The sequence below is a fragment of the Neobacillus mesonae genome, assembly GCF_001636315.1.
GTDB classification, from domain to species: domain Bacteria; phylum Bacillota; class Bacilli; order Bacillales; family Cytobacillaceae; genus Neobacillus; species Neobacillus mesonae.
On record NZ_KV440949.1, the window covers coordinates 4,360,883 to 4,374,994 of the forward strand.

The window sequence follows — 14,112 nt, forward strand, 5'->3', positions numbered from 1 at the left end:
TATTTATTTCGGAACTGGAAATAAAAAACGGTACCGATTTAGGATCGATCCCGTTTTTTATTGGCAAGCGGTAAGGTAATGACAACGCTTGTTCCAATTGATTCCTTACTATAAATTTTAATTGTTCCTTCAAAGGAATTTATAATCCGCCTGCAAATGACTAGTCCAAGCCCGGTACCTGTTTCTTTTGAAGTGTAGAATGGACGGAAGATTTTTTCCAAAGCTTCTTCAGGAATTCCTTTCCCGTTATCGAGGATTTCGAGCTTGCATTGGTCATAAGATAGATATAATTTGATTTGGATAGTTCCACTAATTTCAAAAGAATCAAAGGCATTTCTGGTTAGGTTTAGAATAACCTGTTTTATTTGGTCTTTGACACATTTTACAATGACCGGTTCATGGGTAATCTGCCATACACATTCAACATTATGGGCATTTCCTTCAGAAATAATCAGCGGTTTAAGTTCAAGCAGTGTATCTGTAATATTGACTGCCTCAAGATGCTGTGCTGTAGGTTTACCAAGAACTAAGAATTCGCCGACAATTTCATTAATTCTTTTTAATTCTGAATTTATAACATCAAAATAATAGCGATCTTCTTTATCCGTATATTTTTCACTTAATAATTGAATAAGACCTTTTACCCCGGTTAATGGGTTTCGAATTTCATGGGCGGTGCTTGCAGCCAAGGTTCCAACTAACTCCAGTTTTTGAACCTCGTTTTCCTTGCGTTCCTTTAACGTCCGAATTCGCAATAAAATGTATTCAATTAGAAGAAAGAGAACATGAGTAACAATAAGCAGGATAAATAACGTTTGACCAAGATTTTTAGCAATCTCTTTTACAGCCCGATCAGCAATTTTCACCTTAATATTCCATGGTAATTTGTCCATTGGGTATGAAACCCATTGATCGTTTCTCTTCAGTTCCTTGTCATTGACATTCATTTTAAGCAGAATGGTATTTTCATTCACCACATAAAGCTTTGTATCGGGCGTCAGCACCTTCATCAGATTTTCCATATAATCGATTCGTAAGTCGGCAATGAAAATCCCTATTAATTTACGCTCATCATTTAATACCGGTGTCGCCAAACTAATAATTCTTTGGTTGTTTTTTAAAATTTCTACATGACTGGAAATAATAATATCTTTTGTCTTAATCACTTCTTTAATAAGAGTTTTTTCGGGGAATGCATCCTTATTGTGCAATGAAGCAGTTCCGCTCAGTAATTTCCCGTTATAATCCAGTAAAAAGAGACCGCCGTATCGCGGGTCATTCCGATTTACTTGGCGCAGCAGCGGTTCCATTTTTTCAGGTGTATCTAAATTTTCATTAGCTGAAAAAGAAAGGATTTTCAAGCTCGTCAGTGTTTCACCAATAAACTGGTCCCAGTTCTTTTGATAGATTGAGGCAATCCAAAGTGCATCATCTTTTCTTTTTATGTCATTTTCTTTTAAAATTTGATTATAAAAATATAAGCCTAATAGAATGACGGGGACAATTACAACCACGAAGTAAATGAAAATGTTACCTTTATGAATTTTCATGCCTATACCTCAAATGATAGTTTATATTAAAATTTATTATACAACATGAAAATGTTCAGTTCCTTCTTTTTTCCATCTTAAATTGACAGGAAGGTCGAAATTTTTTATAATAACTTTGAAATCGAGATAATTGCAATGTTTTAATTGTGGTAAATGTTTTAATAATCTTAAAGGATGCGTTAATATGGAAAAGGATTCAACAGCAACATCTTTAAAACTATTTATTGTCCTTTCTAGGGCTTATAAAGCAATAAATGAGCATGTGAATAAATCTATTCAGGCAAAAGGGTTAAATCCTACTGAATTTGCTGTATTGGAGCTTTTATACCATAAAGGGGATCAGCCTTTGCAGCAAATAGGTGCGAAAATATTGCTTGCCAGCGGCAGTATTACTTATGTAGTTGATAAGCTTGAACAAAAAGGACTATTAAAAAGGGTTGCCTGTCCAAAAGATCGAAGAGTTATTTATGCGCAAATTTCTGATGAGGGAAAAACATTAATTCAGGATATTTTTCCTGAACATGCACGACAAATTGATCAGCTCATGTCAAGTCTCACTGACTCAGAAAAGACAGCAGCTATAGACTTATTAAAAAAATTGGGAATTCCTGCAGGGAAATTCTAATACGGCCATCTGGTCGTATTTTTTTTGTTGTAAGGACTATATTAGGTTAGTATATAATAAGATAGATTGAAAAATTAGAAAAAATTTGAAAGGGGCTTAGAAATATGAGTTTTGAAAATTATACATACGTACGTCCTAATTTGGATGAAATAACGGCAAAATTCGAAGCGGCACTGGACCGTTTTTCAAAAGCTGCTTCTGTCGATGAACAAAGCAGTGTTATGAATGAAATCAATCAAATTAGAAATGATATTGGGACTATGTTTACCCTTTGTAGTATCCGCCATTCTATTGATACAAATGACGAATTTTATAAGGCGGAGCAGGATTATATGGATGAGCTTGGTCCGGAAGTGGAAGGGCTGGTAACAAAGTATTATCAAGCGCTGATTGATTCAAAATTCCGCTCAGAGCTAGAGATGAAATGGGGGCTTCAGCTTTTTGCGTTAGCTGAAAGCCAGCTTAAAACGTTTAAACCTGAAATTGTACCGCAGCTGCAGAAGGAAAATCGTCTTGTTACAGAATATACGAAACTAATTGCTTCGGCCAAGATTGAGTTTGAAGGTGAGGAGAGAACCCTGGCTCAAATAGATCCCTTTATTGAATCAAAGGATCGTGAAATGCGCAAGAGAGCCAGTGAAGCGAAATTCGGATTTTTTGCTGAGCATGAAGCGGAGCTCGACAGGATTTATGACGAGCTTGTCAAGGTAAGAACAGAAATTGCACATACACTAGGTTACAAAAACTTTGTTGAACTTGGTTATCATCGAATGATGCGGACAGATTACAATGCAGAAATGGTAGCTAACTTCCGCCAGCAGGTAAAGGATTTTATTGTTCCAATTGCAACAAAGCTGAAAGAACGGCAGCGGGAACGTTTAGGTTTAGATCAATTAAAATATTATGATGAAAGCTTTAATTACTTAACTGGTAACGCCGTTCCGAAGGGAAGTCCGGAATGGATCATTGAGAACGGGCAACAAATGTATGAGGAGCTTTCAAAAGAAACGGGCGAATTTTTTAAGTTTATGCAGGAAAATAACCTGATGGATCTCGTAGCGAAAAAAGGCAAAGCAAGCGGTGGTTATTGTACATATATTGAGAACTATAAAGCGCCATTTATTTTTTCCAACTTTAATGGAACCTCGGGGGATATTGATGTTTTAACGCATGAAGCTGGTCATGCTTTCCAGGTGTATTCAAGCCGTCATTTTGAAATTCCGGAATATTATTGGCCAACCTATGAAGCCTGTGAAATTCATTCGATGAGTATGGAATTTTTCACTTGGCCATGGATGGAATTATTCTTTAAAGAGGACACAGATAAGTATAAGTTTTCACACTTAAGTGATGCCCTATTATTCCTGCCGTACGGTGTTTCAGTGGATGAATTCCAGCATTGGGTATATGAAAATCCGGGAGCATCACCAAAAGAGCGGAAGCAGGCATGGCGGGAAATCGAGCAAAAATATTTGCCGCATAAAGATTATGATGGTTTTGAATACCTAGAAAACGGCGGGTTCTGGCAGCGTCAGGGACATATTTATAATTCACCATTCTATTATATTGATTATACGCTTGCCCAAATTTGTGCCTTCCAATTCTGGAAGCGTTCCAGAGAGAATCAAGAAGAAGCTTGGAGCGACTATGTTAAGCTATGTGGGCTTGGAGGCGGCATGTCGTTCACAAAGCTTGCAGAAGCCGCTAATTTAATTTCACCATTCGAAAATGGCTGTGTCGAATCGGTTGTTGGAGTCATCGAAAATTGGCTGAATACAATCGATGATAAGAACCTATAAAAAAAGCGAAGCCGCTTGGCTTCGCTTTGCTTATTACTGTACTGCTATTGCTTCGGCAGTAACTTTCAATTCACCATTTTCTACAATAGCCGTAATATTCTTGGTGTAAGGCTGGTCTAAAATAAAATCAGCAATTTGATCCTCAAGCTCCTCCTGAATAACGCGGCGGAGCGGACGGGCACCAAATGCGGGATGGTAGCCAAGTTTAGCTAATTTTTCCTTAGCTTCATCTGTAATCATTAACTCAATATTTTGCTCCCTTAGTGTATCCTTCAATTCGTTAATCATTAGGTTAACAATGCTTAAGATATGCTCTTTATCAAGTGATTTAAATTCAATAATACCATCGAATCGGTTCAGAAATTCCGGTTTAAAGAATCCGCCTAGGGAGTCAAGAATACTTGCTTCTTCAACCGCTTCATTTGTGCCAAAGCCGACATGAATTGGTTTAAATGAAACACCGGCATTACTTGTCATGATGATAACTGTGTCTTTGAAGCTTACGACCCTGCCCTGGCTGTCAGTAAGTCTGCCGTCTTCAAGAATTTGCAGGAACATATGCTGTACATCCGGATGTGCCTTTTCAATTTCATCCAGTAAAATAATACTGTATGGATTGCGGCGTACTCTTTCTGTTAATTGTCCTGCTTCATCAAAGCCGACATATCCTGGAGGTGCACCGATTAATTTAGATACACTGTGTTTTTCCATGTATTCGCTCATATCGAGACGAATCATCGAATCTTTTGTACCAAATAGTTCTTCAGCCAATGTTTTAGTAAGCTCGGTTTTACCAACACCTGTTGGACCGACAAATAGGAAGGAACCAATTGGACGGTTCTTTGCCTTTAAGCCGGCACGGCTGCGGCGTATGGCCTTAGCAATTTTTTGGACCGCTTTTTCCTGACCAATGACTTTCTTGTTTAAGTTTTCTTCTAAATGTTTTATTTTTAGCTGTTCGTCCTGCTGCAATTTACCAACCGGTATACCAGTTTTTTGCTCAATGATTGCTTGGATATGGTCAACTGTCACAACAGGTCTTTCGGAACTGAAATCATCGTTTAATGCCTTTTCTAATTTTGTTTCCTCATCACGAAGCTTAGCCGCTTTTTCATATTGTTCATTCTTAAGGGCTTCTTCTTTTTCAGATGCAATTTCTTTTAAGCGGCTTTCAATTTGGTCCTTACTCTTATAATCGGATGCAAGGTTTAATTTTGAGCCGGCTTCATCGAGTAGGTCAATCGCTTTATCGGGTAAGAAGCGGTCTTGAATATAACGTTTTGATAGCGTTACACAAGCGCGGACTGCCTCGTCTGTGTAACAGACATCGTGATAATCTTCATATTTCTTCTGAATGCCTTTTAATATTTCAATTGCTGACTCCGTATTTGGTTCTAATACCTGAATTGGCTGGAAGCGGCGCTCCAATGCGGCATCCTTCTCAATTTGGCGATATTCTTTTAAGGTTGTGGCCCCAACCACCTGCAGTTCACCGCGGGCAAGTGCGGGTTTTAGGATGTTTCCGGCATCCATTGAACCTTCAGCAGAGCCTGCACCTACTAATAAGTGAATTTCATCAATAAAGAGAATGACATTTTTCCGTTCCTGTAATTCAGAAATCAGCTGTTTCATTCTTTCTTCAAATTGCCCGCGTATGCCGGTGTTAGCAACGAGCGAAGCAACATCGAGCAGATAGATCTCTTTATTTTGAAGTTTGTTTGGTACATCGCCTTCAGCTATTTTTAATGCAAGACCTTCAGCAATCGCTGTTTTTCCGACACCAGGTTCACCAATTAATACAGGGTTGTTTTTGTTGCGGCGATTCAAAATTTCAATAACCCGTTTTACTTCCTCATCACGGCCGATAACAGGATCGATTATTCCGGCTTTTGCCGCATGTGTTAAGTTACGGCCGAATTGGTCAATAAAACCGCCGCCGCTTTGAGCCTTATGTTCTGTATCCGGAACAAATTGACCAGTCATATTCTGACCTTGATTTATATGAAAGAAGTTTTCGAATGGAAATCCTTGAAATGGATCCATCTTCATACCAAATCCTGAGTTTAACGACTGTTTTTCTTTAGCATAACATGTATGGCATAGTTTAATATCTCTTCGTTGTCCATTTACATTTACGGTTAATTGTACATTTGCTTGGTTTTGATTACATTTTTGACAAAGCATATAAAATAACCTCCTTGATATTAGCTTTTATCAATTTGACTTTGACTAACTTTGACCTTACGAATTTAGTATACTCTGACCTTCTTTGACTTTCAAGATATTTGTTTAAAGTAAATGTTAACAAATAAGGAAAAATGCTCGTCATTGTTTGTCCCTTTATTCATATATTTGATGATAAGGGGGAGATGGTGTGAGGAAAAATAGAAATTGGAATCAAGCCTTTCAAATTGCTGCGGTGTATGTTGGAACCGTAGTTGGAGCCGGATTCGCCACAGGGAAGGAAATCGTTGAATTCTTTTCACGATTTGGTTTCTTTGGCTTTATTAGTATATTAATGAGCGGTTATCTTTTTATTATGATTGGTTCTAAATTAATGAGAATGGCAGCGCAAATTGAGGCAAAATCCTATCAGGAATTTAATGAACATCTTTTTGGAAAATGGCCAAGTAAAATTATTAATTTTTCAATGCTTTTTATGCTCCTTGGGGTTAGTGCGGTAATGCTTGCAGGGGCTGGTGCCGTTTTTGAAGAACAGCTGGGACTTCCGAAGAATGTAGGTGTGTTTCTGACGATTTTTCTTTCCTATATTGTCATGCTTGTAGGTACAAAGGGACTGTTTGCTGTAAATACCTTTGTTGTCCCGATCATGATTAGTTTTAGCCTTATATTAATGTTTTTATCACTTCGAATCCCTAACTTTTTAGACCAATTTTTATTCATTCCGCATGCATCAGACGGCTGGAAAAGCGTAATTGCGCCGTTTTCTTATGCAGCCTTAAATCTGGGATTAGCCCAGGCCGTTTTGGTGCCGGTGGCAACGGAGGTAAAAGATGATTGGACAATAAAATGGGGAGGTATCCTTGGCGGATTAGGATTAACTCTTATTTTAATAGCCAGCCATTTTACTTTGATTATGCTGCCAAATTTGGAGCTTTATGAGATTCCGATGGCAATCATTATGAAAAATTTAGCACCGTTTTTTTATTGGATTTTCATTCTTGTCATTTACGGGGAAATCTTTACCTCGGTCATTGGTAACGTCTTTGGTCTTGACCGGCAATTGAAGCAATATATGCCAATTCCCACAATGATGTCGGTTACGGCTATTTTTGCCGTTTCTTATTTGATCAGCCTGGTCAATTATGGAACCCTTCTTTCAAATTTATATCCGTTATTCGGTTATATTTGTATGACCTTTTTCATTTTGCTATGGATGAAACCATTTGAACCAAATTTAACAGAATAATAAAAGCAGCTGCGCCATTCACATGGGCAGCTGCTTTTATTGTTAATTAAATGGTAAAATGATAAACAGCATTAAATCAAAGATAATATGTGAAACAATTACCAGCGGCATACTTCTTTTCCAAAAATATAGGCCTCCCCAAGCAAGCCCTGATAGAAAAGCGGCGAAAACTAATAAAGATGAACCTGAGTAAATTTGGACTGAAGCATAAAAAAAAGAGCCAATTAAAATACTTCCCATAGGTTTAAAATATTTTAGCAGTCTTTTTTGGAGAAAGCCGCGCCAGAATAATTCTTCACCCGGGGCAGCAACCAGGACTAGTGCAATGTATTGCCAAAAATACAAAGGGGCATACCATTTATATAATTTCCGAATTTCTTTATCAAACGGAAAGGATGTTAATTCAATCAACTGATGGCCTAACCAAAATATGGCGTACAATATCATTCCGGAAATTACACCTAAAAATATATATTGAATAAATGAAGACTCGTCGTCCACATCGCCCTGGAACATGGAATAAACGATTAAAACAAGAATTGACCCAGTAAAGATATACCAAAAAATAGCTTTATCATGGAATGCGAAATAAATAAGGATATGAGCAAGGATCAATCCAAAAATTAGCCGAAAATCAAGTGTTAGATTTTTTAACATGTTTAACTCCTTACAAAATCGATCACCTGTATTTTATCAAAAAAAGTTTCAAAAGGAAATGTCATCAATCATTTTATCCAATTCATATCATAAGAACCTGCAATTAGGAAAAAATAAAGGAGTGAAAGGAGTGAGAAGCATGAGTAAAGCGAAAAGACAAGAGGAACGGGAATGGACTGTTCGGAAACAGGATCAAAATCCGCATGGAAAAGTAAAATCTTTCAAAGAACTTGTCAACGGAACTGAAAAGAAAAGATAAAAAATAAAAAATAAAAAGGCAGACTATATTCTGCCTTTCAAACCAATTTAGGCCATTAATAAGCGCTTTCTTTTATAACCCGATAATTTTTATGATTGACTACAGTCCGTTGGTCTAATTCTAAATCACGGAAATTATCCATATATGTTAGGTCAACGATTACAGAATTTTCATTTACCTTTTCAACAATCCCTTGCAAACCGCCGTGAAATTCGATAATATTACCAACCTCTGCTTTCTTCAATTCGACCCTCTCCTTTTTCTACCAAACTTTTAAACTGTTTACATAACAGTTTGCACCAATTTTGCAAATTCGTAAAGGATTTTATTTGACAATTTGGTTAATTATTACTGATTATATGTTAAAAAACTAATAAAAAGTTGGGAAACTCTTTCGTGAGAAATAAATAGTTTTTTATGGCTTTATCAAACATTCCTAAGCTAAAATTCAATTAAAGGTGGTGTAGTAATGACGGAGGAGTTTATCAATGATATTTTGAATCGTTTAATGACTGGGGAGCTGTCTGAATACTATGTGAAAAATGAAGATTTTATGGATTTTCGCCGTGTGCTGGTAAAAAGAGAAGATTTTAAACATTTTCGAGGGATTAGCCAAAGAGGCGGCGATGTATTGTATAAATATTTAGAGGAACCTAGAAGCTAACTTGAAAAGAAGGGTAATTTTAAGAATAGGTGAATGAAACGATGAGACAAAAAATTTTACCTGTTTCAACAAATATGAAGGAATTTGAGCGCTTTTTGAAAAGCCCATATGAAATTGGCGTTTTTTTAGACATGCATATTGCTCAATTAAAAAATATCAACCAAATGTCAAGACAATATGGAAAGAAAATGGTTTATCATGTTGATTTAATTCACGGTATTAAAAATGATGAATTTGCTACGGAATATATATGCCAAGAATTCAAGCCTTTTGGTTTAATCTCAACAAAAGCAAGTGTCATTCAAAAGGCAAAACAAAAGGGAGTAATTGCTGTTCAAAGAATCTTCTTAATTGATAGTCATGCGCTTGAAAAAAGTTATAAACTGCTTGAGAAAACGGAGCCAGACTATATTGAGGTTCTGCCTGGGGCTATCCCTTGGATGATCACAGAGGTTAAGGAGCGTGTTAATATTCCTATTTTGGCCGGAGGGTTAATACGCACTGAAGAAGATGTGAGAAATGCCTTACAGGCAGGTGCCGCTGCAATTACAACATCGAAAAGAGAGCTTTGGGATATTTTTAAGGATTAAATTTCCACTATATTTTATCATTAGAAAGTTATTGACAACGTTTTCACTTATTTATATACTTAGAGCAAGTTAATAAATTGTGACGGAGACAAGGAGATTCACATAGAGACCTTATTTTAAAGGTTATTCTATTGTGAATCTCCTTTTTTTTCGTCATAAAAAGATAACTAATTTATCTTTTTTCGAGGAGTGGACAGAATTGACACCATTTGTGGGAGAATTAATCGGAACGATGATTCTAATCGTATTCGGTGCTGGTATTGGAGCGGGATCTTCATTAAAGAAGTCATACTCTAATAATCCTGGCTGGATTGTTGTTACTCTTGCTTGGGGATTAGCCGTTACTATGGGGGTTTTTGCTGTTGGATCAATTAGCGGGGCACACTTGAATCCAGCTGTAACCATTGCTTTAGCGATAAATGGGGATTTTCCGTGGACGGAAGTGCCTGGATATATACTTGCCCAAATGCTTGGAGCGATTATAGGGGCTGCACTTATTTACGTACATTACCTGCCACATTGGAAAGAAACGGATGACCCCGCAGTAAAGCTCGGGGTGTTCTCGACCAGCCCAGCCATTCCAAATACATTTGCCAATCTATTTAGTGAAATTTTTGGTACTTTTATTCTTTTATTGGGGTTATTATTTATTGGAGCAAATAAATTTTCTCAAGGTTTAAATCCCATAGCTGTAGGTTTGTTGATTGTTATCATCGGAATGTCTCTTGGCGGAACCACTGGATATGCCATTAACCCGGCTCGCGATCTTGGCCCGCGGGTTGCTCATTTCTTTTTGCCGATACCTGGAAAAGGAAAGTCTAATTGGGGTTATGCATGGATTTCCGTAGTCGGACCAATTCTTGGTGGCAGCTTTGGGGCCGTTTTTTATCAGGCAGTCTTTTTAGGAAAGCTCACAAGTAATTTTTTTGTAGTGGCCGCGATGAATATTTTAGCCTTACTCTTAGCTTTTATTCATAGTAAGAGAAATAATGATACAATCACAAAACTAACAAAGAGATCAGCATAAAAAATAATGCTGGATGATATGGAGGGGTAATGATGGAAAAGTTTATTTTATCATTGGATCAGGGGACTACAAGTTCACGGGCCATTCTTTTTAATAAAAATGGAAACGTTGTCCATTCTGCGCAAAAAGAATTTACTCAATATTTCCCAAAGCCGGGCTGGGTTGAGCATAACCCTAGTGAAATCTGGGGATCTATACTATCGGTTATCGCTGAGGTGTTAACCGAATCTGGAACCAAGCCTGAACAAATTGCCGGAATTGGGATCACCAATCAGCGGGAAACAACCGTTGTCTGGGACAAGGAAACAGGGCTTCCTGTTTACAACGCGATAGTTTGGCAATCAAGACAAACTAGCGAAATTTGCGAGGGGCTGAATGGTCAGGGGTATAATGATTTATTTCGAGAAAAAACGGGGCTGTTAATAGATGCTTACTTTTCCGGTACAAAAGTAAAATGGATTTTAGATAATGTTGAAGGGGCACGGGAGAAAGCAAATGCCGGAAAACTATTATTCGGTACAATTGATACATGGCTGGTTTGGAAGTTGTCAGGCGGCAGGGCTCATGTTACCGATTATTCCAATGCGGCACGGACACTTATGTTTAATATTCACGATTTAAAATGGGATGATGAATTATTAGAGATTCTTGGGGTGCCAAAATCAATGCTTCCTGACGTGCGTCCTTCATCGGAAATTTATGCAAATACGATTGATTATCATTTCTTTGGCAAAGAAATACCGATTGCAGGAGTGGCTGGAGATCAGCAAGCGGCATTATTTGGGCAGGCATGTTTTGACCAGGGGATGGCCAAAAATACGTATGGCACGGGCTGCTTCATGCTGATGAATACCGGAGAAAAAGCTGTAAGTTCAGAGAATGGTTTATTAACCACCATTGCCTGGGGATTAAATGGTAAAGTGGAGTATGCTTTGGAGGGCAGTATTTTTGTGGCGGGTTCAGCAATCCAATGGCTTCGTGATGGCTTAAGAATGTTTAAGGATGCAAAGGATAGTGAAGAGTATGCCCTAAACGTTGAATCTACAGACGGTGTTTACTTAGTTCCAGCATTTGTAGGTTTAGGCACACCATACTGGGACAGTGATGTCCGTGGAGCGGTATTTGGGTTAACGAGGGGGACTACAAAGGAACATTTTATTCGGGCCACACTTGAATCACTTGCCTATCAAACGAAAGATGTTTTATCTGCAATGGAAGCAGATGCCGGAATCCAGTTAAAAACACTACGTGTAGATGGGGGAGCAGTGAATAATAATTTCTTAATGAAATTTCAAAGCGATATCTTAAATGTTCCGGTAGAAAGACCAGTTGTGAATGAGACTACTGCATTAGGAGCTGCTTATTTAGCGGGATTGGCTGTTGGTTTCTGGGAAAGCAAGGAAGAGATCGCAAACCAATGGGCCATTGATCAGCAATTTAATCCATTAATGCCGGAAGCTGTTCGGGAAAACTTATATGATGGCTGGAAAAAGGCAGTTAAGGCGGCTATGGCTTTTAAATAATGAAAAGTATTTTCTAATAAAGCATTTTATGGTATAATAAAAACAAGTTAATAACTGTCAGGAGAATGGGAGAGACCACAAATACACTATTTTAACATAGTGTACTTTGTGGTCTCTTTTTTGTTTCTCCGCTGTAAATATTTTCCCTGACGAAATTAGGAAGTTTAAATATATATATCCTAGGGGAAATGGATGAAATATGGCTTCTCGATAATAGGAGGAAAAAACAATGAATTTTTCAAATTTAAATCGTCAAGAAATTGTTAAGAAAATAAACGCAGAAATTTTTGATGTATTGGTAATCGGCGGCGGAATTACAGGAGCAGGAATTGCGCTTGACGGACAAACAAGAGGTATGAATATGGCACTTGTGGAAATGCAGGATTTTGCTGCAGGAACCTCAAGCAGATCAACGAAGTTGGTTCACGGAGGATTACGTTATTTAAAACAGTTTGAGGTAAAAATGGTAGCAGAAGTTGGAAAAGAGCGGGCTATTGTTTATGAAAATGGTCCTCATGTCACGACTCCAGAATGGATGCTGCTTCCAATGCATAAAGGTGGTACTTTCGGTAAATTCAGTACATCAATTGGCTTGCGAGTTTACGATTTTTTAGCGGGAGTTAAAAAGTCGGAACGAAGGACTATGTTATCTGCGGAGGAAACATTAGCAAAAGAGCCACTTGTTAAAAGAAACGGCTTGAAGGGCGGCGGCTATTATGTTGAGTACCGGACAGATGATGCACGTTTAACCATTGAGGTTATGAAGGCAGCGGTTGAAAAAGGGGCTTTTGCTTTGAACTATACAAAGGTTGTGAAGCTTGTCTATGATAATGAAAAAGTTATCGGTGTAGTGTGTGAAGACATGCTGACTGGAGAAACCTATGAGATCTATGCGAAAAAGATTGTCAATGCAGCTGGACCTTGGGTGGATACAATACGTGAGATGGATCGTTCGAAAAAAGGAAAGACATTACAGCTTTCTAAAGGTGTTCACATTGTATTAGATGGTTCCCGTTTCCCTTTAAAACAAGCAATCTATTTTGATACCCCGGACGGCCGAATGGTATTTGCAATTCCTAGAGATGGTAAAACCTATGTGGGAACTACGGATACATTTTATAATGAAGATACAGTGAATCCGATGATGACGATAAGTGACCGTACCTATATTATTAATGCCATTAACTATATGTTTCCAGAAGTAAAAATTAGTGAAAAAGATATCGAATCCAGCTGGGCAGGTGTCCGGCCGTTGATTTATGAAGAAGGAAAAAATGCATCTGAAATATCTAGGAAGGATGAAATATGGGAGTCTAGATCTGGCCTGATTACAATTGCCGGCGGTAAATTAACCGGATATCGAAAAATGGCAGAAACAGTTGTGGATTTACTTACTGTCAAGTTTCAAGCAGAAGATGACAGGAGCTTTAAATCATGTCAGACAAAACATCTGCCCATTTCTGGCGGGAATGTGGGAGGCTCAGCAAAATTAAGGGCTTATGTTGCCGCCCATGTAGACAAAGGGATAGAAATTGGCCTCTCAAGCGAAGAAGCTGAAAAATTAGCCAAAATATATGGTTCAAATATTGATATAGTGTTCGAGCTTTTAAGGGAAAATAAGGATGATGCTTTAAAATATGGTTTGCCGATGGAGCTATTTGCAAAGCTTGTCTATGCAATGAAAAAAGAGATGATCGCCACCCCAATTGATTTCCTAAATAGACGGACAGGAGCCATTTTATTTGATATTCAGACAGTAAGAAAATGGAAGAGTCAGATTGCTTCCTACATGGCTGATGAGTTTGAATGGTCTGTAAAGGAAAAAAACAAGTATTTGCTATCAGTTGAAAAAGCATTAGAAGCTGCCATAATTCCTATTGATGAATGTAATGAATTTTCTCATACAGCCAGCGGCAATTAATCAAAAGAAAGCTGTCAATGAGGGCAGCTTTCTTTTGTAATTATAAATTAATATATTACAGATTTTT

13 protein-coding genes are annotated in these 14,112 nt (G+C 37.8%); 9 read left to right on the plus strand and 4 right to left on the minus strand.

Features of this window, described 5'->3' with window-relative positions; all coding sequences use genetic code 11:
- Positions 1–38: 38 nt before the first annotated feature.
- A complete protein-coding gene (locus tag A6749_RS20430) occupies positions 39–1,550 on the minus strand; it encodes a PAS domain-containing sensor histidine kinase (protein ID WP_066395358.1) in 1,512 nt (503 codons plus the stop codon).
- A 184-nt stretch (positions 1,551–1,734) separates the two neighbouring features.
- Here A6749_RS20430 and A6749_RS20435 point away from each other — a divergent pair, with 184 nt between their 5' ends.
- Both A6749_RS20435 and A6749_RS20440 read left to right on the plus strand, forming a co-directional pair.
- Entirely contained in the window at positions 1,735–2,175 is a 441-nt protein-coding gene (locus tag A6749_RS20435; RefSeq protein WP_066395361.1) for a MarR family winged helix-turn-helix transcriptional regulator, read from the plus strand.
- A 104-nt stretch (positions 2,176–2,279) separates the two neighbouring features.
- Positions 2,280–3,974, plus strand: a complete 1,695-nt coding sequence (locus A6749_RS20440; RefSeq protein ID WP_066395364.1) for a M3 family oligoendopeptidase — start codon at positions 2,280–2,282, stop codon at positions 3,972–3,974.
- Positions 3,975–4,007: 33 nt separating this feature from the next.
- Here the strand turns inward: A6749_RS20440 and A6749_RS20445 are convergent, their stop codons facing one another.
- On the minus strand, positions 4,008–6,158 hold the full coding sequence (locus tag A6749_RS20445; RefSeq protein ID WP_066395366.1) for an ATP-dependent Clp protease ATP-binding subunit: 2,151 nt from the start codon (positions 6,156–6,158) through the stop codon (positions 4,008–4,010).
- Between the two features lie 190 nt (positions 6,159–6,348).
- On the opposite strand from A6749_RS20445, the gene A6749_RS20450 reads away from it, so the two are divergent.
- Positions 6,349–7,404 (plus strand): YkvI family membrane protein, encoded by a 1,056-nt coding sequence (locus A6749_RS20450; protein ID WP_066395368.1) that lies wholly within the window; start codon positions 6,349–6,351, stop codon positions 7,402–7,404.
- A gap of 42 nt (positions 7,405–7,446) precedes the next feature.
- On the opposite strand, the gene A6749_RS20455 is transcribed toward A6749_RS20450, so the two are convergent.
- A complete protein-coding gene (locus A6749_RS20455; RefSeq protein ID WP_066395370.1) occupies positions 7,447–8,061 on the minus strand; it encodes a CPBP family intramembrane glutamic endopeptidase in 615 nt (204 codons plus the stop codon).
- Positions 8,062–8,200: 139 nt separating this feature from the next.
- Here A6749_RS20455 and A6749_RS29010 point away from each other — a divergent pair, with 139 nt between their 5' ends.
- On the plus strand, positions 8,201–8,320 hold the full coding sequence (locus tag A6749_RS29010) for a DUF6254 family protein (RefSeq protein WP_236719708.1): 120 nt from the start codon (positions 8,201–8,203) through the stop codon (positions 8,318–8,320).
- A 55-nt stretch (positions 8,321–8,375) separates the two neighbouring features.
- Here A6749_RS29010 and A6749_RS20465 read toward each other — a convergent pair whose 3' ends face one another.
- Positions 8,376–8,564, minus strand: coding sequence for a YkvS family protein (locus tag A6749_RS20465; protein WP_066395377.1), 189 nt, complete (start codon positions 8,562–8,564; stop codon positions 8,376–8,378).
- Positions 8,565–8,789: 225 nt separating this feature from the next.
- Between A6749_RS20465 and A6749_RS20470 the strand changes: the two genes are divergently transcribed.
- The 5 genes from A6749_RS20470 to A6749_RS20490 all read left to right on the plus strand — a co-directional run bounded on the left by A6749_RS20470 (position 8,790) and on the right by A6749_RS20490 (position 14,045).
- Complete coding sequence (locus A6749_RS20470; RefSeq protein ID WP_066395383.1) at positions 8,790–8,984, plus strand: hypothetical protein; 195 nt, start codon at positions 8,790–8,792, stop codon at positions 8,982–8,984.
- A gap of 41 nt (positions 8,985–9,025) precedes the next feature.
- On the plus strand, positions 9,026–9,574 hold the full coding sequence (locus A6749_RS20475) for a glycerol-3-phosphate responsive antiterminator (RefSeq protein ID WP_066395391.1): 549 nt from the start codon (positions 9,026–9,028) through the stop codon (positions 9,572–9,574).
- Positions 9,575–9,773: 199 nt separating this feature from the next.
- Positions 9,774–10,601 (plus strand): MIP/aquaporin family protein, encoded by an 828-nt coding sequence (locus A6749_RS20480; protein ID WP_066395392.1) that lies wholly within the window; start codon positions 9,774–9,776, stop codon positions 10,599–10,601.
- Positions 10,602–10,633: 32 nt separating this feature from the next.
- On the plus strand, positions 10,634–12,124 hold the full coding sequence (glpK, locus tag A6749_RS20485; protein WP_066395402.1) for a glycerol kinase GlpK: 1,491 nt from the start codon (positions 10,634–10,636) through the stop codon (positions 12,122–12,124).
- Between the two features lie 229 nt (positions 12,125–12,353).
- Positions 12,354–14,045: a glycerol-3-phosphate dehydrogenase/oxidase gene (locus A6749_RS20490; RefSeq protein ID WP_066395404.1), complete on the plus strand. Its 1,692-nt coding sequence runs from the start codon at positions 12,354–12,356 to the stop codon at positions 14,043–14,045.
- Positions 14,046–14,112 lie beyond the last annotated feature (67 nt).

What these genes read in the sequence shown, in the direction of transcription:
- A6749_RS20430 (WP_066395358.1), bottom strand. Translation starts at nt 1,550, where the DNA reads ATGAAAATTCATAAAGGTAACATTTTCATTTACTTCGTGGTTGTAATT.
- A6749_RS20435 (WP_066395361.1), top strand. Translation starts at nt 1,735, where the DNA reads ATGGAAAAGGATTCAACAGCAACATCTTTAAAACTATTTATTGTCCTT.
- A6749_RS20440 (WP_066395364.1), top strand. Translation starts at nt 2,280, where the DNA reads ATGAGTTTTGAAAATTATACATACGTACGTCCTAATTTGGATGAAATA.
- A6749_RS20445 (WP_066395366.1), bottom strand. Translation starts at nt 6,158, where the DNA reads ATGCTTTGTCAAAAATGTAATCAAAACCAAGCAAATGTACAATTAACC.
- A6749_RS20455 (WP_066395370.1), bottom strand. Translation starts at nt 8,061, where the DNA reads ATGTTAAAAAATCTAACACTTGATTTTCGGCTAATTTTTGGATTGATC.
- A6749_RS29010 (WP_236719708.1), top strand. Translation starts at nt 8,201, where the DNA reads ATGAGTAAAGCGAAAAGACAAGAGGAACGGGAATGGACTGTTCGGAAA.
- A6749_RS20470 (WP_066395383.1), top strand. Translation starts at nt 8,790, where the DNA reads ATGACGGAGGAGTTTATCAATGATATTTTGAATCGTTTAATGACTGGG.
- A6749_RS20475 (WP_066395391.1), top strand. Translation starts at nt 9,026, where the DNA reads ATGAGACAAAAAATTTTACCTGTTTCAACAAATATGAAGGAATTTGAG.
- glpK (WP_066395402.1), top strand. Translation starts at nt 10,634, where the DNA reads ATGGAAAAGTTTATTTTATCATTGGATCAGGGGACTACAAGTTCACGG.
- A6749_RS20490 (WP_066395404.1), top strand. Translation starts at nt 12,354, where the DNA reads ATGAATTTTTCAAATTTAAATCGTCAAGAAATTGTTAAGAAAATAAAC.